Genomic DNA, 19,068 nt, shown 5'->3' with positions numbered 1-19,068 from the left:
GGTTCCTTTCGCCGAGAGGAGAAACGTTAGCCGCAGTGCGGCATCGAACTAACGTTTGAATCGAGGATCTGTGGGGACCGAATCGTCCGATACCGCCGATGAGCCGACCGCTGGTCCAAACCTACTAATTGACCTGATTGACAGGCGCGTCCCCTGCTAGCCGGCCGCCGATTTCGCGACCGCGCCCTCGGATACGCGCCGCAAAGCGCTCTCCACATGCTGAGGAAAGCGAGCCAATTCGCGCCCGAACACCTCGGCGAGCTCCTGAGCGGATTGCCGGTATCCAGGTCGGTCGAGCAGCTGGCGCACGGCCGCCGACACCGAGCGAGCCTTGAGCCGCTCGGTGCGCAGCAGCAAGCCCGCTCCGGCTGCCTCGATGGCCTGCATGTTGAGGTGCTGGTCCAGGTTGCTAGCGATCCCCAGCACCGGCACCCCAGCCACCAGGGCCTGCTGCGTCGTGAGGCTGCCCCCGTTGCAAATCACCACGTCGGAGCGAGCCGCGGCCGCCTCGCCCGGCAGATAGTCCGCCACATAGGCATTGGCCGGGATATTGTCCAGGTCGCTACGGTCGGCGGTGGCAGCGATGACCGTCACCGGCAGATCGGCCAGGCCGTTCAACACCACCTGCAACAGATTCCGCCCCCCGGAGGTACCCAGGGTCGCGTAGACGATCGGCCGGTCCGCCGGCAGCGAATCCCACCAGTCCGGCGTCTCCCCCGACGGCGACCAGAGAACCGGGCCGAGATACTGGTGGTTGTCCGGCCGGTTGTAGGTCGGCTGCAGCTCGGGGATATCCGCGTACAGGGTTTGGTCGCCATCGGTGAAAATGCGGCACAGGTTCAAACCCAGGCTCGGCAATCCGTGCTTGCGCCGGACCCGATTCAGCGGCATGCACTGCAGAGCGAAGAACAACGGTCGCTCCAGCCGGTAGGCGCGCTTGACCAGCCGAACACCGAACAGGCGGCTCCAGAACACCTCGGGCAGCGGAAAACGACGGCGCGAGTAGGGACTCCAGTAGGCGTTGGCGATGGCGACGTAGGGAATGCCGGCCAGTCGGGCGCTCGCCGATAGCGAAATGCGAAGGTCACCGACGACCAGATCCGGCGCAACCTCGGCCAGCACCCTGCTGTCCTCCTCGACGTACTGGCGCAATGTCCGGGTCGTATAGAAACGGCCCTGCACCAGGTTGCCAAGAAATCGCTCGCTGGGGATGGTGTAGATCGGGTGATGGGGAAACGGGATCGGCCCCAGCAGCTTGTTGAACCGCGGGTCACACGCGAAATGCACCTCATAGCGGCTCGGGTCCAGCGACAGCGCGACGACGAACGGTCGCACGACGTGGGCCAGCGTCGTTGCCTCGGCGACAAACAGGACCCGCTGCCTCCTGACGGGCTGCGGTGCGTTTGTTGCGATGCTCATGACCGCGTCCCTTCACGACGTTTGTCGGCAAGTTGTCGGTAACCGTTGTTCGTTACGCCCCACCCAAACGCCGTAGCGTACCCCTGGACGCCCGCGGTCTGGAAGATCGGGCCAAAATGGCGTGGGCGATGCCGATCCGGTCGACTCGTTCACCGCAGCGCCCGGTCGCGATGACATCCACCCGGGCGCCCGCGCTTCATTGCCCATCTCGAACATCGTGTTTCATTGTGTACCAACGCTTTTGCGCAGCCGTCCGGAACTCTATCGCCAGCCAATGCGACGCTGCCGCCAACCGGTTCACCGACGGCCGGGACGCCCGGTCGCCAGCAAGCGGGAGGCGAACCCGCATGCGCCCCCCAAAACAGCCGCATATCCTGCGGATTCCGGCCGCGGCACCCCCTTGCGCTGATACCCCCATAGGGTATATGTTGCCGCAAGGGAGCGGGTCGGCCCAGAATGAAGACTTGCCGTATGGATGATGCGAAACGGAGGACCGGGTGGCGGGCACAGTATTGGGAGCGGTCGGCCATGCACTGGCCCTGACCGGATCGATGACCTGGGAAATCTTGTGGGCGCTGATCTTGGGCTTCACGTTGTCGGCGATGGTGCAGGCCGTGGTGCGCCGCTCGACGATCGTTGCTTTGATGGGCAACGACAAACCGCGCACGCTTGCGGTTGCCGCCGGACTGGGCGCCGCTTCGTCGTCCTGCTCCTACGCCGCGGTGGCGCTGGCACGATCACTGTTTCGCAAGGGCGCGAACTTCACCGCGGCCATGGCGTTTGAGATAGGTTCCACCAACCTGGTCGTCGAGCTGGGCATCATCCTGGCGTTGTTGATGGGCTGGCAGTTCACCGCCGCGGAGTTCGTCGGTGGCCCGCTGATGATCATCGTGTTGGCCGTGTTGTTCCGGCTGTTCGTACGCACCCGGCTCATCGACGCGGCCCGCGAGCAGGCCGAACGCGGGATCGCTGGCTCCATGGAAGGTCACGCCGCCATGGACATGTCGGTGGGCGGCGAGGACTCGTTTCTGCGCCGGCTGTTCTCCCGCCGCGCCTTCACCTCGGTGTCGCACGTGTTCGTGATGGAGTGGGCGGCAATTCTGCGCGACCTCGTTCTCGGTCTGGTGATCGCCGGCGCAATCGCGGCTTGGGTTCCCGAAACTTTCTGGCAGAACTTCTTTTTGGCGAATCATCCGAACTTGTCGGTGGTGTGGGGACCGCTCGTTGGCCCCGTCGTCGCGATCGTCTCTTTCGTCTGCTCGATCGGCAATGTGCCACTTGCCGCGGTGCTGTGGAACGGTGGCATCAGCTTCGGCGGTGTCATCGCCTTCATCTTCGCCGACCTGCTGATCCTGCCGATCTTGAACATCTACCGGAAGTACTACGGGACGAAGATGATGCTGACCCTGCTGGGCACCTTCTATGTCTCGATGGTCGTCGCTGGATACCTGATCGAACTCATCTTTGGCGCGGCGAACTTGATTCCTCGACAGCGCAGCGCCACGGTCCTGCACGCGGGCATTTCGTGGAACTACACCACCTGGCTCAACATCATCTTTCTCGGAATCGCGGCAGTGCTGGTGACTCGCTTCATCACCAGTGGCGGCATGCCGATGCTGCGTATGATGGGCGGCTCTCCCGAAGCCGAAGGCCACCAACACGGCCATCAGTGTCACTAGCCGAGGGCGCCGGCGGTATCCTTTCCGGCGGCAATGTCTCAGAATTTTCCACCGCCGCCTGGCGGTCCACCGCCGCCGGCCGATATCGGTCGGCTACTACTGCGTTGCCACGACCACCCTGGGATCATCGCCGCCGTCAGCACGTTCCTGACCCAGGCCGGCGCCAACATCATTTCCCTGGACCAGCACTCCACCGCCCCCGAGGGCGGAACATTCCTGCAGCGGGCGATCTTTCACCTACCCGGGCTCACCGCTGCCATCGACGAACTGCAGCGCGAGTTCGGCAGTGCCGTCGCCGACAAGTTCGACATCGACTACCGGTTCACTGAAGCGGCCAAACCCAAACGAGTCGCGATCATGGCTTCCAAGGAAGACCACTGCTTGTTAGATCTGCTGTGGCGCAACCGACGTGGCGAACTCGAGATGTCGGTTGCCATGGTGATCGCCAACCACCCTGATCTGGCCGACCATGTGCGCCCGTTCGGTGTGCCGTTCATCCACATCCCCGTGACTCGGGACACTCGCGCCGACGCCGAACAGCGTCAACTTCAGTTGTTAAGCGGCAACGTGGATCTGGTGATCCTGGCTCGCTACATGCAGATCCTCAGCCCCACGTTTCTCGACGCCATCGGTTGCCCGTTGATCAACATTCATCACTCGTTTCTTCCCGCCTTCACCGGCGCGTCTCCTTACAAACGCGCCCGGGAACGTGGCGTCAAGCTGATCGGCGCCACCGCACACTACGTGACCGAAGCTCTCGACGAGGGGCCGATCATCGAACAAGACGTCGTTCGGGTCGACCACAATGACACCGTGCACGACCTGGTGCGAGTCGGCGCCGACGTGGAGCGCGCCGTGCTGTCGCGTGCCGTGCTGTGGCACTGCCAGGACCGCGTCATCGTGCACCACAACCAGACCATCATCTTCTGACGCCGCGGCCGGCCGTCAACGCCGGCATACCCGCGACACCGATGCACCCCGGGGCACCAAGAATGTGCCAAGGTTTCGCCAAGCGCGCGCCATCAACCTTGCTTGGACGGCGACATTCGCCTCACCCGCATCCGATGACCGAACAGAAAGGCATCTATGATCGCTGCCCAAATCCGTGCCCTCGCCGGGATGTCGCTGTTGGCCTCGGCCATCGGCCTGGCCGCCTTCGCAGCGGCCGGAGCCGCCAGCGCGGCCCCCAGCCACCAGCCCGACTACGGCACCTACACCTGCTACGACACGGCGACGCAAACCTTCTACGGCTGCTTCGACCCACGCTAGTCGGGGCCGCATCGTCGCTCGACACTGTGGACAGGTGAGCGGACCTAGTCGCCAACCGCGGCTAGGTCCGCTGCTATTTTGTCCGCTCCCGCAGTCGGCGGTTCACCGGTTCCGGCAGCAGTTCGGAGACGTCGCCGCCGAGCATCGCCACCTCTTTGGCCAGCGACGACGACACAAACGAATACCGCGGCGCCGTCGCGACGAAGAATGTGTCGACGCCGGCGATGTGTTTGTTCATCTGCGCCATCTGCAGCTCGTACTCGAAGTCGGTGCCGGTGCGCAACCCCTTGACGATGGCGTTCATCCCCTGGGCCTTGACGAAGTCGACCACCAAGCCTTGCCCGGCCTCGACCCGCAGGTTGGGCAGGTGAGCCGTCGACTCCTTGATCATCGCGATCCGCTCATCGAGGTCGAACATGCCCTTCTTGGCGGGATTGACCAGAATCGCCACCACCACCTCGTCGAACTGAGCGGCGGCGCGTTCGAAGACGTCGACGTGCCCCAACGTCACCGGGTCGAACGAACCCGGACATACCGCGCCCGTCATCTGCGCCGCTTCTCCTCGTCGCTTCGGCCTGCCTGGTCGCCGGCGGTCATGACCGATGACGGTACACGCTGGCCTACGACCGGTCGGCCAGCTCCAAACGGGTGTCGCCGTAAACCCGCTCGGGCCACACCGACCAGCCGGCCGGCCAGGTCAACGCCGCACCGGTGGCCGGCCGCTCCACGACGGCCACCGTTGCCTGGTGCACCCACCCGTGGGAGTCCAAAGCCGCCAAGACGGCTTCGATCTCGGCGCACGAGACATCGTAGGGCGGGTCGGCCAGGATCAGGTCGAACGGCGACGCGGTGCCACCCGCCAGGACCGCAGCGACCGCACCCCGGCGCAGTGTCGCGCCGGCGAGCCCCAGCGCCTCGATGTTGCGGGCCAGAACGGCCGCGGTGCGCTGATCGGACTCCACGAACAGCGCGGCGGCCGCGCCGCGCGAGAGTGCCTCCAGTCCCAGTGCTCCCGAACCGGCATACAGGTCCAGCACGGCCAGGCCGGTCATCGCGCGTCGCGCCGCAAGAATGTTGAATAGCGACTCGCGCACCCGATCGGTGGTGGGTCTGGTACCACGCTGCGGGACAACGAGGCGACGGCCGCCGGCGACGCCACCGATGATCCGGGTCAGCTCACCACCACCAGCAGGTCGCCGCCCTCCACCTGGGCGGTCGACGACACGGCAACCCGTTCGACGGTGCCATCGTTGGGCGCGGTGATCGGGGCCTCCATTTTCATCGCCTCGATGGTGGCGATGGTTTGCCCGGCGCTCACCCGATCCCCGACCGCGACGCCCACGCTGACCACGCCGGCGAACGGCGCGGCGATGTGTCCAGGATTGCCGCGGTCGGCCTTCTCGGCGGTCGGGACCGCACTGGCAATGCTGCGGTCACGCACCAGTACCGGCCGCAGCTGACCGTTCATGATGCACATGACGGTTCGCATTCCACGCTCGTCGGGTTCGGAGATGGCCTCCAGGCCGATCAACAGTTCCACCCCGCGCTCCAGCTTGACCCGGTGCTCCTCGCCCTGTCGCAGGCCGTAGAAGAACTGGTTGGCCGACATTTGGGACGTGTCGCCGTAGGCTTCGCGGTGCTCCTCGAACTCCTTTGTCGGCGCCGGGAACAGCAACCGGTTCAAGGTCGCCTGGCGTTTGGGTCCCGGCGCGGCCAGCGCGCTGTGGTCCTCGCCGGTGAGCTGACCAACGGGCTTCGCCGGTGCGCGCCCGGCCAGGGCCGCACTCCGCAATGGTTCCGGCCACCCCCCGACCGGGTCGCCCAGATCGCCACGCAAGAAGCCCAAGACCGAGTCCGGAATGTCGAATCGTGCGGGCTCGGCAGCGAATTCGTCCGCACTCACCCCGGCACCAACCAGCGCCAGGGCCAGATCGCCGACCACCTTCGAGGATGGGGTGACCTTGATCAAGCGGCCCAGCACCCGGTCGGCTCCGGCGTAGGCCTCTTCGACCTCTTCGAACCGGTCCCCCAGCCCCAGCGCAATCGCCTGCTGGCGCAGGTTCGACAGCTGGCCGCCCGGAATCTCGTGGTGGTAGACCCGACCCGTCGGACCCGGCAACCCGGACTCGAAGGGCGCGTAGACCTTTCGCACCGCCTCCCAGTAAGGCTCGAGCGCGCAAACCGCCGCCAGTGACAGACCGGTGTCGTATTCGGTGTGCGCGGCGGCGCCAACGATCGAACTCAGCGCGGGCTGGCTGGTGGTACCGGCGAGCGGGGCGGCGGCGCCGTCGACGGCGTCGGCCCCCGCATGCCAGGCGGCGACATAGCTGGCGAGCTGGCCGCCCGGGGTGTCGTGGGTGTGCACATGCACCGGCAGGTCGAAGCGACTGCGCAGTGCGGTGACCAGCTGGTGAGCCGCCGGGGCCCGCAACAGTCCGGCCATGTCCTTGATGGCCAGCACATGCGCGCCCGCCTCCACGATCTGCTCGGCCAGCCGCAGGTAGTAGTCCAGCGTGTAGAGCTGCTCGGCCGGGTCGCTCAGATCGCCGGTGTAGCACATCGCGACTTCGGCTATCGCAGAACCGGTTTCGCGCACCGCATCGATCGCGGGTCGCATGGACTCCAGGTTGTTGAGCGCATCGAAGATCCGGAAGATGTCGATGCCGGTCGCGGTCGCTTCCTCGATGAAGGACGAGGTAACCACCTCGGGGTAGGGCGTGTACCCCACCGTGTTGCGGCCACGCAGCAGCATCTGCAGGCAGATGTTGGGCATCGCCGCGCGCAGCGTGGCCAGCCGCTCCCACGGGTCCTCTTTGAGGAAGCGCAGCGCCACGTCGTAGGTCGCACCACCCCAACACTCCACCGAGAGCAGCTGCGGCATGGTCCGCGCCAGATAGGGCGCCACCCGGCTCAATCCGCTGGTGCGCAGCCGAGTGGCCAGCAACGACTGGTGGGCGTCTCGGAAGGTCGTGTCGGTGACCCCCACCGCCGGCGATTCCCGGAGCCAGCGCGCGAAACCCTCCGGCCCCAATTCGACCAGGCGCTGCTTGGAGCCGGCCGGCGGCGGGGCATCCAGATCAACCTGGGGCAGCTTGTCGTTCGGGTAGACCTTGGACGGGCGGCTGCCGTGCGGCTTGTTGACCGTGACATCAGCCAGGTAGTTCAGAATCTTGGTGCCGCGGTCGGCCGAGGTGCGCGCGGTCAGCAGCTGGGGGCGTTCGTCGATGAACGCCGTCGTGATGCGCCCGGCTTGGAAGTCCGGGTCATCCAGAACCGCCTGCAAGAAGGGAATGTTGGTCGATACGCCGCGAATCCGGAACTCGGCGATCGCCCGGCGTGCCCGGTTCACCGCCGTCGAGAAATCCCGTCCCCGGCAGGTCAGCTTGACCAGCATGGAATCGAAGTGCGCGCTGATCTCCGCACCGAGGTTGGTGCTGCCGTCCAGGCGGATGCCCGCGCCGCCGGGGGCGCGCAGGGCGCTGATCCGCCCGGTGTCGGGCCGGAAACCGTTGGTCGGATCCTCGGTGGTGATCCGGCATTGCAGGGCGGCGCCGTGCGGCCGGACGGTTTCCTGTCGTAAACCCAGATCTTCGAGCGACTCCCCCGCGGCAATCCGCATCTGGCTGGAAACCAGGTCGACGTCGGTGATCTCCTCGGTTACGGTGTGCTCCACCTGAATCCGCGGATTCATCTCGATGAAGACGTATTCACCACTTTGGTCCAGCAGGAACTCGACGGTACCGGCGCAGGTGTAGCCAATGTGACGGGCGAAGGCGACCGCATCCGCGCAGATCTTGTCGCGCAGCTCACCGGGCAGGTTAGGCGCCGGCGCCAACTCGATGACCTTCTGGTGACGGCGCTGCACACTGCAGTCGCGCTCGTAGAGGTGAATCACGTTGCCTTGCGTGTCCGCCAGGATCTGCACCTCGATGTGACGGGGGTTCAACACCGCCTGTTCGAGATACACCGTCGGGTCACCGAATGCGGACTCGGCTTCGCGGCTGGCGGCCTCGATCGCTTCGGCCAGCGCGGAGATGTCGTTGACCCGGCGCATGCCACGGCCACCACCGCCGGCAACCGCCTTGACGAAGAGCGGAAAGCGCAGGCCGGTGGTCTCCGACTGCGCCGCAGCCACCAGCTCCTGCACCGAGGCCGACGGCGCCGACGACCTCAGCACGGGCAGCCCGGCCTCCCTGGCCGCGGTGACCGCGCGGGACTTGTTTCCGGTCAGCTGGAGCAGCTCGGCGCGGGGGCCGACGAAGGTGATGCCCGCCGCCGCACACGCCCCGGCCAGATCCGGGTTCTCCGACAGGAACCCATAGCCCGGGTAGATGGCATCCGCACCCGCACGGAGGGCGGTTTCGACGATCTCGTCCACCGACAGGTAGGCGCGCACCGGGTGCCCGACCTCGCCGATCTGGTAGGACTCGTCGGCCTTGGACCGGTGCAGCGAATTGCGGTCCTCGTACGCGTAGACGGCAACGGTGCCGACGCCCAATTCGTAGGCGGCGCGAAACGCGCGGATCGCGATCTCACCGCGGTTGGCCACCAGCACTTTTGAGATCATGATTGACCCCTTACTTCACCCGTCGCAACGCAAACTCGACACCTAGAGCAGTGTCGACCAATAGTTCCAGAAGCGAACCATGATCAGCAGAAACACTGCGGTGAGCCACAGCGTGGCAATCGACCACCGCCATTGGAAAAGCACCCGCACAGCAGCGCCGCTGGTGCTGTCCGGGTCCGGACGGAATGCTATCGAGCCAACCACGACTAACAAAGTCGCGGTGATGATCCAGACCACCATGCAGTACGGACACAGCGACCCGATGCGGTAGAGACTCTCGAAAATCAGCCAGTGCACGAACACCGTTCCGACCAGGACACCGATCGTCAGCCCCACCCAATACCAACGTGGCAGGGGTACTTTCGTCACCGCCAGCACGCCGGTGACCACCACCACGGTGAACGCCGCGATGCCGAACAGCTGGTTGGGAAAGCCCAGCAGCGAGGCCTGCGCGGTCGTCATCACCGAGCCGCACGACACGATGGGGTTGATGTTGCATGCGGGAACATAGCTGGGGTCGAGCAGGATCCTGACCTTCTCCACGGTCAGCGCTCCGGACGCAAGCAGGCCCGTCACACCGCAGATCAGCACCCACCATGCGCTGGGCATGGGCACGTGCACCTGGCGAACGGCGCCTGACGTCAGGTCGCTGGATCGCTCGGCGGAGTCAGCTGACACCACAGTGGTCAGGATGTCGCGTTGGCTGCGACCGCGTCAATGCCCGGAATGGGGCCCACGATCTCTTTGATCTTGGCCACCAGCGCTTCCGGCGTCGACCATTCGTATTCCTCGCCATTGATCTTGACCGTCGGGGTGGCATGCACATTGGCTGCCACCGCCAACCCGTTGACCTTGTCGAGGTACTTGCCGCTGTTGATGCAGTCCGGCACCGTTCCCGCCGCACCCGCCTCACGCGCGATTTCGATCAACTTCGCGTTGTCGGGGAATGTCTTGCCGACCTCGGACGGCTGAATGTCCTTGCTGAACATCGCGGTGTGGAACCGCCGGAACGCATCGATGGACTCATCGGCGACGCAGTACGCCGCGGCGGCGGCTCGCGCCGAATAGTTCTGGTTGCGCGGGCTGGAGAGAATGTCGACCATCGTGTAATCGGCGGCGACCGCCCCGATGTCGACCAGCCTGGACACCGTCGGGCCGAACGCGCGCTCGAACATGCCGCACGCCGGACACAGGAAGTCCTCGTAGAAGGTCATCACGACCTTGGGGTCCTGGGTCCCCGGCTGGGTGACCAGCTTGCTCGACGTCACCCGGACCGAGTCGTCGGGACCGGCGGCACTGCCGCCCTTTTTCTGATGCGAGGTCACGATGTAGAAGACCAGGGCGACCGCGAAGAACACGACGAACGCGGTGCCACCGATCTGGATGAGCCGGCCGAACTTGCCGTCGGGCGAATTCAGGTCGATCCGCGGGGGACGCTTGTTTTTGTCGGCCACAGGTTTGCTGATCCTCACATGTATTGGTCGGCTGCGCTTCGCTTGCGGGCTCGTTCAGCCTCCGGTGGTCGGGCGCCTCTAGAGTACCGGCGGCCGGCCAGCCGCAGCTGAGACCCACGACGATATTGACCGATGGTGCCCGCAACGGTCCGCACCCACGGCGCGAAGCCACCCCACCGGCACCGCTCAAACCCGGGTCAGGTGTGCACGCAGCGCAGAAATCAGCTCGCTGGTTGCGGCGGCACAACCACCACCGAGCGGAAACAGATTGAGGAACCCGTGCGTCAGCGACCCCATGGCGCGCAGGTCAACCGGGGTGCCGGCGGCCCGGAGGGCGGTCGCGTAGTTCTCGCCTTCGTCACGCAACGGGTCGAAGCCTGCCACCGCGATCAGCGCCGGCGCCAGCCCGGCCAGTGATTCGGCTCGTAACGGCGATACCCGCGGGTCCGCGGGCTCGATGCCGGAGCCCTTCAGGTACTGGGAGTGAAACCAGTCGATGTCGCGTTTGGTCAGCAAGAACCCTCGGGCGAACAGGCTCGCGGAACGGGTCCGCCCGGCAAAGTCGGTTCGTGGGTAGATGAGCCACTGGAAAATCGGGGCCGGGCCTCCGCTGTCTCGGGCCAGCTGGCTCACCACGGCCGCCAGGTTGCCCCCCGCACTGTCGCCACCGACCGCAACCCGTCCCGGCAGAGCACCAAGCTCGGCGGCGTGCGCGTGCGCCCACTCAAAGGCCGCGAACGCATCGTCGATCGCGGCGGGGGCGCGATGCTCGGGCGACAGCCGGTAGTCGATCGCCAGGACATGGATGCCCGCATCGCGACAAGTCAGTCGGCAGACCGCGTCGTGGGTGTCGAGGTCGCCGAGCGCCCACCCGCCCCCGTGGTAGAAGACCAGCAACGGCGCGGCCGCATCGCCGGGCGGACGGTAATGCCTGGCGCTGATGTCGCCGGCAGGTCCGGGCAGGGTTAATTCCTCGACATCGACATGGATCTGCGGACCGGGAAATCCCAACATCGCCTCGCGCATGTGGGCGCGGGAAGCGGCCAGGTCGTCATCGATCACCAGCCCGTCCAGACCCACGACCCGCATGCCCGACAACATCAGCTGCAATGCGGGATCGAGGGTGTTTCCGTCGATGATGACCGAGCGACCCCGTGTGATCAGCCGTTTGGCGACATCGGGAACCCATGGGATGACCTTGGCGCCGACGACGGTGACGGTGTTCTGCACGCGACTCAGCCAGCTCATCGTCGCGTGCACCGTTTCAGGATGGAGGTCCGTCTCACCTGGCAGGCTATTTGTCATGGGCTACTCCCTAGAATCGCTAGACAAGCCTCGTCTTGCCTCGTCTTGCTGGACGACGATCATTCGGTAGCCGTCGTCGGGCTCGGCAACTGCTGGATCCCGACAACCCCCGAGGTAAGCCGCAGTGAACGGGAAACCCGGCGCGCGGTCGGCGAGTCCGACGTGCCCTGCGACCAACTGTACGTGGTAGCCCTGTTGCCGAATCTGGACCACGGTTGCAGCCGCGGGCCGGATGCGCGGCAGCCATCCGACCATCTTCCACGCATCGGCGCTGGCCACCGCCGGACAAGTTCACCCGAAGCGCCCCCCGACACCGAGCGTCACAGGGCGCAACGCCGTCGCCGTCACCTGCGACGAAGCAGCAGCACGGGCGTTGATTAGGTGACATATACAACTCGGTAATATCGTGATCCCCTGAGTCGGTAAACCCCCAGACAGATTGCGAGCGACTTCCAACGTGTTCGACTTTGAACTGAGCGCCGATAAAATCACGGTGGCCTGGTCGCCAGAGGTTCGAACCCGACTTAGTCAAAATCCGCGAACGTTCAATTTTCACAGGTAGGTGAGATGATGCCGGGCGCCCCCAGCCCCTCTGCCCCATCGATAGCGCTCAATGACGAGAACACCATGCCGGTCCTCGGCATGGGCGTCGCTGGGTTGTCGGATGACGAGACCGAGCGCGCGGTGTCCGCGGCATTGGAAATCGGCTGCCGGCTCATCGACACCGCCGCCGCATACGGCAACGAGGCGGCAGTCGGGCGGGCCATCGCCGCATCCGGCATTCCCCGGGCGGAGTTGTTCGTCACCACCAAAGTCGCCACCGCTGACCACGGCTTCACCGCGTCCCGCGAGGCCTGCAAGGCCAGCCTGGACCGGCTGGGCTTGGACTACGTCGACCTGTACCTGATTCACTGGCCGGCCCCGGCGGTGGGCAAGTACGTGGACGCGTTCGGCGGCCTCATCCAGGCCCGCGGTGAAGGCTTCACCCGCTCCATCGGGGTGTCCAACTTCACCGAGGAACACGTCTCCAACGTCATCGACCTGACCTTCGTCACCCCCGCGGTCAACCAAGTCGAGTTGCACCCGCTGCTCAACCAGGACGAGCTGCGCAAGGCAAATGCCCAGCACAACGTGGTGACGCAGTCCTACACCCCGCTGGCGCTCGGCCGGCTGGCCGACAACCCGACCGTGACCTCGATCGCGGGCGAGTACGGCAAGACGCCCACCCAGGTGCTGCTGCGCTGGAACCTGCAACTGGGCAATGCCGTCATCTTCGGTTCCTCCAATGCCGAGCACATCGCCACTAACCTGGACGTGTTCGAGTTCGAGCTGGCCTCCCAGCACATGGACGCCATCAACGGCCTCAACGACGGGACCCGCCTGCGTGAGGACCCGATGACCTTCGCCGGGGTGTAACCGGCTACCCGGTCGGGCAGGTCGCCGCGGCCTGGCGCAGGACGTCGCTCGACGCCCGGTCGACCGGCAGCGCATATCCGCGCAGCACGGCGATGAATTGCATGGCGTATTGGCACGCAAACGCGGCGTTGGGCGGCATCCACCCGGCCGGCGGGGAGTCCCCTTTGTCCTGATTGGCGTGCCCCTGCACGGCCAGCAAGTTGGCCGGATCGTTGGCGAACCGCAGCCGCCGCGCCGCCGGCCAGTCCGATGCGCCCATGTCCCACGCATACGACAGCGGGACGATGTGATCGATCTGCACCGATTGCCCCACTCTGGCGCCACGCTGGAAGACGACGATGGTGTTGGTATACGGGTCGTGCAGCGTGCCGGTGGCCACCGCATTCGGACACCGCTTGGTCACCACATAGGTCTTGTCGACGAGATCGCGGTCGAGGATGTCGTCACGAGTGTCACACCCGTTGTGGCCGCCGGGGGCGTCGTTGTTGTCGTCCCAGGCCGCGCCGAATGCGGCCCTGCGGTAGTCGTAGCGGTGCATTCGCCGCGGCAGCACGCCGATCCCGGCGAGCACGTCGGTCCCGGGTTGGACCGTCGGAACGTCGGCCCGCGCGGCGAACTCCTCTGCGTGCCTGGCCGTCGACGCCCGCACGCTCTGATAGGCGACCAGCACCGCAAGCAGCGCGGCCACCGACAGCCACAGCAGCATCTTTCGGTTCACGACGTTATGACTTGTCCAGGTAGTCGATGCGATCGGTGTTGGTGAAGCGCGCCGCCATCAGAGCCAACCCGGGATGTGGGCCACCGCCGCCAGTGCTCTGCTGATACGCCTGGTTGCAGAAGTCCCGGGCGGCCTCGATGAATACCCGATGCTCGGCCAGCGACAGCAAGCGTAGGGTGATCGCCTTGCCGGACTGGTTTCGGCCCAGCACGTCTCCTTCCCGGCGCTCCTTGAGGTCCAGCTCGGCAAGATCAAAGCCGTCCATGGTCTCAGCGACCGCGCGCAGCCGTCGCCCCGCCGGCGAGCCCGGCGAAACCCAGCTGGCCAGCAGACAAAGGCTGGGATGTTCGCCACGCCCGATGCGGCCGCGCAGCTGGTGCAGCTGGCTGATGCCGAAGCGGTCGGCGTCCATCACCAGCATCACCGTGGCGTTGGGGACATCGACACCCACCTCGATGACCGTGGTGCACACCAGCACATCAACGTTGCCGGCGCGGAAGGCCGCCATCGCGGCTTCCTTCTCGTCGGCCGACAGGCGTCCGTGCATCAACGCCAATCGCAGCCCCGCCAGTTCGGCGGCCTGCAACCGGGAATAGAGCCCCACGGCGGTCGCCGACGGGCGGGCGCCGTTTTCGGCTTTGTCGCTCTCGTCGCTCTCGTCGATGCGCGGGGCCACCACGTAGGCCTGGCGACCCGCGGCAACCTCTTCGACGATGCGCTGCCAGGCCCGATCGAGCCAGGCGGGTTTGTCTTTCACAAAGATGACGTTGGTGGTGATCGGCTGACGCCCGCGCGGAAGCTCACGCAGGGTGGAGGTCTCCAGGTCGCCGTAGACGGTGAGCGCTACGGTGCGCGGTATCGGCGTGGCCGTCATCACCAGCAGATGCGGTGTGATGCCGGCGGGAGCCTTGGCCCGCAGTTGGTCTCGCTGCTCGACGCCGAAGCGGTGTTGTTCATCGACCACCACCATGCCGAGATTGTGGAATTCCACCGCGTCCTGCAGCAGCGCATGGGTACCGATGACGATGCCGACCTGACCGCTGGCGATTTCGGCCCGAACCTGCTTTTTTTGCCCCGCTGTCATCGAGCCGGTCAGCAGCGCCACCCGGGTGGCGTTGTCGGCGCCGCCCAACTGGCCCCCCATCGCCAGCGGACCCAGAACATCGTTGATAGACAAAAGATGCTGTGCGGCAAGCACTTCCGTAGGAGCCAGCAGCGCACACTGGTAGCCCGCATCGACCATCTGCAGCATCGCCAGCACCGCCACGATCGTCTTGCCCGAGCCCACCTCGCCTTGCAGCAAGCGGTTCATCGGACGGGTCGCCGCCAGCCCGTCGGACAACTCGTCGAGCACTTCGCGCTGCCCCGCGGTGAGCTCGAAAGGCAACCGTGCCAACAGCTCGGCGGCCAGGCCGTCGGATTGGGCCGGGGCCGGCGGCCCCGACTCGGATAGCTCACCGTGCCGGCGGGCCACCAACGCCCACTGCAACCCGACGGCTTCGTCGAAGGTCAGCCGCCGGCGCGCTTGTTCGCGTTCGGACTCATCCTCGGCGAGGTGGATCGCGCGCAAGGCGTCGTCCTCGGAAATCAGGCCGTGCTCGGCGCGTAACGCCGCTGGCAGGGGCTCGTCCACCGGGTCGAGCACTTCGAGCACCTGGCGCACACACTTGAAGATGTCCCAGCTCTGCACCTTGGTGCTGGCCGGATAGATCGGGAAAAAGCGCCGCTCGAACTCCTCCATCGCCAGTTCGCCGCTGATGGCCTGGGAGGCGTCGGCGATGCTCTTCAATGATTTGGTGCCGTGATGCTGGCCGTCCGGCGAATCCAGGATCAGAAACGCCGGGTGCGTGAGCTGCATGACGCCCTTGAAGTACCCGACTTCGCCGGACAGCATCACCCGGGTGTTCTTGGTGAGGCCCTTTTTGATGTAGTCGGCGTTGAAGAAGGTGGCGGTCACCTTGTTGCGCCCCGACCCGAGGGTGATCCGCAGACACAACCGCCTCGGGGTCTTCTTCATGGGAAACGACTTGGTTTCGGTGATGACATCGACGATGGTGATGTGCTCCCCCACTTCGGGCTGCTCATCGTCGGTGCCGCGGCGTGCCCCGCCTTCGACATAGCTGCGCGGGTAGTGCCGCAAGAGGTCGTCGACAGTCCGGATGCCGAACTCCTCGTCGAGAGCCTCGGCCGCCTTGGCACCCAGAACGAAGTCGAGCCGATCGCTCAATGCCACCATGGCTACTCCACCCCGATCAGCAGCGCGTCACCGCGATGACCGGTGCGGTAGATCACCAACTCGGTCCCCGGGTGATGGTCGTGCATGTGTTTTTCCAGGCTCTCAACCAGCCTGGCAATCCGTTCATCATCATCGATACCGGCGCCTATCAGCACCGTCACCAAGTCTCCTCCCGGCGCCAACAACAGATCGACCAACCCGATCGCCGCCGCGGCGACGTCATCGGCGACGATCAGCACCTCATCGCCGGCGATACCCAGACCATCGCCCGGTTTGCAGGTTCCAGCCCAGGTCAGTGCCGTCTCGGTGGCGATACGTACCGATCCGTGCCGGGCGGCCCCAGCGGCCCGGGCCATGGTGTAGCCGTCGTCGACCGCCTGACTGGCCGGGTCGTGCACGGCCAGCGCGGCCAGGCCCTGCACCATCGACCCCGTCGGCACCGGGACCACGTCAACGCCCCAGCCGATGGCCGCCGTACAGCCGGCCACCAGTTCCTCGACGGCGACGTAGCCGTTGGGCAACACCATGACCTGCGCGGCACCGGTGTCGACCACCGCGCGCACCAACTGGTGTGCGCTCAGGTCGGACGCGGGCGCCGCGGCCCCCGCGCCGGGACGCAACACACACGCACCTTCGGCGGCAAACAGTTCGGCGGCACCGTCGCCGTCGACAATGGCCAGCACGGCGCGCTGGCGGGTCCAACCGCCGGCCGCCAGTGCAGTGGTCCCGGAACTGAGCGCCGAGATCACGATCTTGCTCAGCCGCCCCGCCGCCAGCCCGGCCTCGACGGCCGCGCCCGCGTCGTCGGTGTGCACATGCACCGAATAGCTCTCCGATGGTGCGGCGGCAATTGCCACCGAATCCCCCAGCTCCGAGAGCCGATCGCGCAGCGTGTCGGCCGCCGCGGCATCGCAACCGGCCAGCAGGTACATCACCTCGAACTGCGGTACGGGTGCCGGCACCCCCGCCCCGAGCGCCGGCGAGCGCGGGGCCGGCTCGTAGACCGATCGCGCGGGAGTCTGACCGGTGATGGTCGAGCGCAGCGCGTCCAGCAGGACCAACAATCCTCGTCCGCCGGCATCGACAACACCCGCGTCGGCCAGCACGTCGAGCTGCTCGGGGGTCTTCTCCAGCGCAACCACCGCCGCGTCCCCCGCCGCGGCGACGGCGGCGGCCAACCCTTCGCCGGCGTCAGCACACTGCCGGACCGCGACCGCGGCGGCGCGCAGGACCGAGACGATGGTGCCCGGCACTTCCTCACCGCCCATCGACGTGATGACCAGCTCGACGCCGCGCCACAGGGCCGCGGCCAGCAGTGCCGCGTCGATTGCGGCCAACGGTTGACCGGCGGCGGCGCTATCGGTCACATCGGAAACACCGCGCAGGATCTGTGACAGGATCACCCCGGAATTGCCGCGTGCGCCGTTGAGGGCGCCGGCCGCCAACGCGGCCGCGACCTGGGCGACATCCCTGTGCTCGGGGTCTTCGGGGTGTTCGGGCCCCGCACCACCCGTCGAATCGACCTGAGCAAGCGCGGATCGCATGGTGAACAGCATGTTCGCGCCGGTATCGGAATCGGCGACCGGAAACACGTTCAGCCGGTTGATCTCGTCAAGGTGGGTGATCAGGTCGCTGACGCCGGTGTGCGCCCAGTCTCGCAGGGCCAAGGCATCCAGCGGGCGTTCAGTCGTGCCCAACCTGCCCCCACCTCCTCTGCCTAGCCCCGGTGGGCGCCAGCGTAGCTCCGGTGACGTTGCGGATAGTTTGCGTCGGTTCATGCGCGAGGGAACACCCCGGGCCACCGGGGACCCGGCCCATCGAGCCTAGCCAGGCGGTCCGACGAGACCGGCCCTGACGCCACCCTTAGCGGTGGCTCGTTTTGGTGCTTGCCGGGGACGTCGGTATCCTAGGACGGCCTGGGTAGATCTAGGCTGTCCCGGCCGGGTCGCCGGAACCCAACAGACTTGAGGAGTGCAACAATGGCCGCTGTGTGCGATATCTGCGGGAAAGGCCCCGGCTTCGGCAAGTCGGTGTCGCACTCCCACCGCCGCACCAGTCGCCGGTGGGACCCCAACGTCCAGACCGTGCGCGCCGTGACCCGCCCTGGCGGCAACAAGAAGCGCCTCAACGTCTGCACCTCGTGCATCAAGGCCGGTAAGGTCAGCCGCGGCTGAACAGCCACCGGCGGGTTCGGCCCAGCCAGTGGCGGCGCCACCGAGTTCGTGGTTGCTCGCGCCTGTTCGCCCGGCTCGATAGAGCCGGGCGATTTGGCGTGTACGGGCCCGCCCAACTCCGGTCACCGCAAGCTCTTCTCGCGCCCGCTGGCCAGTCAATCGTCGAGAAAAACGACGTGTTCAGCAACATCGTCGCGACCAACGCGCAGCTGATTGCCGGCAAAGTCCGGGTCGGGATAGCCGATCGCCAGGCCACACAGGATGGTCAGGTGCGAAGGTATGCCCACCTGCTTGCGGACGATCTCGGGATAGCCGGCGATGGAGACCTGTACGCAGGTGCCCAGACCGCGCGCGGTCAGCGCCAGCATCAGGTTCTGCAGGAACATGCCGACACCCATGCTGTCGACCAGCCCCAGCTCCTGGTGCATCGATACGATGCCGCCCAGCGGGGCCCGGAAGAACTCCCAGTTGCGCAGCACAGCGGTCTGTCGGGCCTGCGTGTCATCGCGAGCAATGCCCATCGCCCCGTAGACCTGTGCTCCCAGTGCGCTGCGTAGGTGGGTGAATGCCGGCGGCAATCGCGCAACATTGGGCGGCTCGGAGCGCGCCCTTTCCAGCATCGCCGCAACCAATCGGTCGCATGCCGCACCGCTGGTAAACACGACATGCCAGGGCTGCACATTGGAGTTCGAGGGGGCACACATCGCAAGTTCGAGCGCTTCCTGCACCAACCGCCGCGGCACCGGGCGGGGCAGGAACATGCGCGTCGAACGCCGCAGACGGATGGTCTCATCCAAGTCGTACATGCCTCGATGGTCTCAGGCCGTAGCG

16 protein-coding genes are annotated in these 19,068 nt (G+C 66.2%); 5 read left to right on the top strand and 11 right to left on the bottom strand.

From position 1 onward, the window contains the following. Positions 1-156 precede the first annotated feature (156 nt). Positions 157-1,419, bottom strand: a complete 1,263-nt coding sequence (locus CCUG20998_RS08335) for a glycosyltransferase (RefSeq protein ID WP_015355153.1) — start codon at positions 1,417-1,419, stop codon at positions 157-159. A gap of 497 nt (positions 1,420-1,916) precedes the next feature. Between CCUG20998_RS08335 and CCUG20998_RS08325 the strand changes: the two genes are divergently transcribed. From CCUG20998_RS08325 to CCUG20998_RS08315, 3 genes are all read left to right on the top strand, one after another. Continuing rightward, the gene (locus CCUG20998_RS08325) at positions 1,917-3,098 is read left to right on the top strand and encodes a permease (RefSeq protein ID WP_020724654.1); all 1,182 of its coding nucleotides are present in this window, start codon (positions 1,917-1,919) and stop codon (positions 3,096-3,098) included. A gap of 33 nt (positions 3,099-3,131) precedes the next feature. After that, positions 3,132-4,028, top strand: a complete 897-nt coding sequence (gene purU / locus CCUG20998_RS08320) for a formyltetrahydrofolate deformylase (RefSeq protein ID WP_015355151.1) — start codon at positions 3,132-3,134, stop codon at positions 4,026-4,028. 156 nt (positions 4,029-4,184) lie between these two features. Continuing rightward, positions 4,185-4,367: a hypothetical protein gene (locus tag CCUG20998_RS08315; RefSeq protein ID WP_020728203.1), complete on the top strand. Its 183-nt coding sequence runs from the start codon at positions 4,185-4,187 to the stop codon at positions 4,365-4,367. Between the two features lie 73 nt (positions 4,368-4,440). On the opposite strand, the gene coaD is transcribed toward CCUG20998_RS08315, so the two are convergent. The 6 genes from coaD to CCUG20998_RS08285 form a co-directional block, all read right to left on the bottom strand. Beyond that, entirely contained in the window at positions 4,441-4,914 is a 474-nt protein-coding gene (gene coaD / locus CCUG20998_RS08310) for a pantetheine-phosphate adenylyltransferase (protein WP_020728202.1), read from the bottom strand. Positions 4,915-4,987: 73 nt separating this feature from the next. Then, positions 4,988-5,542, bottom strand: a complete 555-nt coding sequence (gene rsmD / locus CCUG20998_RS08305) for a 16S rRNA (guanine(966)-N(2))-methyltransferase RsmD (RefSeq protein WP_081435690.1) — start codon at positions 5,540-5,542, stop codon at positions 4,988-4,990. Beyond that, the gene (locus tag CCUG20998_RS08300) at positions 5,539-8,934 is read right to left on the bottom strand and encodes a pyruvate carboxylase (protein ID WP_012393559.1); all 3,396 of its coding nucleotides are present in this window, start codon (positions 8,932-8,934) and stop codon (positions 5,539-5,541) included. Before CCUG20998_RS08300 ends, rsmD begins: the two co-directional genes overlap by 4 nt. Before the next feature lie 42 nt (positions 8,935-8,976). After that, positions 8,977-9,615, bottom strand: coding sequence for a vitamin K epoxide reductase family protein (locus CCUG20998_RS08295; RefSeq protein WP_081650985.1), 639 nt, complete (start codon positions 9,613-9,615; stop codon positions 8,977-8,979). A 5-nt stretch (positions 9,616-9,620) separates the two neighbouring features. Next, positions 9,621-10,388 (bottom strand): DsbA family protein, encoded by a 768-nt coding sequence (locus CCUG20998_RS08290; protein WP_020728201.1) that lies wholly within the window; start codon positions 10,386-10,388, stop codon positions 9,621-9,623. Between the two features lie 186 nt (positions 10,389-10,574). Beyond that, on the bottom strand, positions 10,575-11,636 hold the full coding sequence (locus tag CCUG20998_RS08285) for an alpha/beta hydrolase (RefSeq protein ID WP_020728200.1): 1,062 nt from the start codon (positions 11,634-11,636) through the stop codon (positions 10,575-10,577). A gap of 624 nt (positions 11,637-12,260) precedes the next feature. Between CCUG20998_RS08285 and CCUG20998_RS08275 the strand changes: the two genes are divergently transcribed. After that, positions 12,261-13,109 (top strand): aldo/keto reductase, encoded by an 849-nt coding sequence (locus tag CCUG20998_RS08275; RefSeq protein ID WP_036455366.1) that lies wholly within the window; start codon positions 12,261-12,263, stop codon positions 13,107-13,109. A 4-nt stretch (positions 13,110-13,113) separates the two neighbouring features. Here CCUG20998_RS08275 and CCUG20998_RS08270 read toward each other — a convergent pair whose 3' ends face one another. The 3 genes from CCUG20998_RS08270 to CCUG20998_RS08260 are packed head-to-tail and all read right to left on the bottom strand — an operon-like array spanning position 13,114 to position 17,760. Further along, positions 13,114-13,827: an HNH endonuclease family protein gene (locus tag CCUG20998_RS08270; protein WP_012393553.1), complete on the bottom strand. Its 714-nt coding sequence runs from the start codon at positions 13,825-13,827 to the stop codon at positions 13,114-13,116. 4 nt (positions 13,828-13,831) lie between these two features. After that, a complete protein-coding gene (gene recG, locus CCUG20998_RS08265; protein WP_020728197.1) occupies positions 13,832-16,063 on the bottom strand; it encodes an ATP-dependent DNA helicase RecG in 2,232 nt (743 codons plus the stop codon). Between the two features lie 2 nt (positions 16,064-16,065). Next, the gene (locus CCUG20998_RS08260) at positions 16,066-17,760 is read right to left on the bottom strand and encodes a DAK2 domain-containing protein (RefSeq protein ID WP_020728196.1); all 1,695 of its coding nucleotides are present in this window, start codon (positions 17,758-17,760) and stop codon (positions 16,066-16,068) included. Positions 17,761-18,042: 282 nt separating this feature from the next. On the opposite strand from CCUG20998_RS08260, the gene rpmB reads away from it, so the two are divergent. Then, positions 18,043-18,237 carry a 50S ribosomal protein L28 gene (gene rpmB, locus CCUG20998_RS08255; RefSeq protein WP_011740047.1) on the top strand — a complete coding sequence of 65 codons (195 nt, stop codon included), beginning with the start codon at positions 18,043-18,045 and terminating at the stop codon, positions 18,235-18,237. A 155-nt stretch (positions 18,238-18,392) separates the two neighbouring features. Here the strand turns inward: rpmB and CCUG20998_RS08250 are convergent, their stop codons facing one another. Continuing rightward, on the bottom strand, positions 18,393-19,043 hold the full coding sequence (locus tag CCUG20998_RS08250) for a nitroreductase (RefSeq protein WP_036455363.1): 651 nt from the start codon (positions 19,041-19,043) through the stop codon (positions 18,393-18,395). Between the last annotated feature and the right edge of the window lie 25 nt (positions 19,044-19,068).

Source organism: Mycobacterium marinum, from assembly GCF_003391395.1.
Lineage (GTDB): Bacteria > Actinomycetota > Actinomycetes > Mycobacteriales > Mycobacteriaceae > Mycobacterium > Mycobacterium marinum.
The sequence above is the reverse complement of the archived record's forward strand: the minus strand, read 5'-3'. Positions and strand labels throughout refer to the sequence as shown.

Coding starts and splice junctions, on each gene's coding strand:
- CCUG20998_RS08275 (WP_036455366.1), top strand. CDS start 12,261: ATGATGCCGGGCGCCCCCAGCCCCTCTGCCCCATCGATAGCGCTCAAT.
- coaD (WP_020728202.1), bottom strand. CDS start 4,914: ATGACGGGCGCGGTATGTCCGGGTTCGTTCGACCCGGTGACGTTGGGG.
- CCUG20998_RS08335 (WP_015355153.1), bottom strand. CDS start 1,419: ATGAGCATCGCAACAAACGCACCGCAGCCCGTCAGGAGGCAGCGGGTC.
- recG (WP_020728197.1), bottom strand. CDS start 16,063: ATGGTGGCATTGAGCGATCGGCTCGACTTCGTTCTGGGTGCCAAGGCG.
- CCUG20998_RS08285 (WP_020728200.1), bottom strand. CDS start 11,636: ATGAGCTGGCTGAGTCGCGTGCAGAACACCGTCACCGTCGTCGGCGCC.
- CCUG20998_RS08300 (WP_012393559.1), bottom strand. CDS start 8,934: ATGATCTCAAAAGTGCTGGTGGCCAACCGCGGTGAGATCGCGATCCGC.
- CCUG20998_RS08315 (WP_020728203.1), top strand. CDS start 4,185: ATGATCGCTGCCCAAATCCGTGCCCTCGCCGGGATGTCGCTGTTGGCC.
- rpmB (WP_011740047.1), top strand. CDS start 18,043: ATGGCCGCTGTGTGCGATATCTGCGGGAAAGGCCCCGGCTTCGGCAAG.
- CCUG20998_RS08250 (WP_036455363.1), bottom strand. CDS start 19,043: ATGTACGACTTGGATGAGACCATCCGTCTGCGGCGTTCGACGCGCATG.
- purU (WP_015355151.1), top strand. CDS start 3,132: ATGTCTCAGAATTTTCCACCGCCGCCTGGCGGTCCACCGCCGCCGGCC.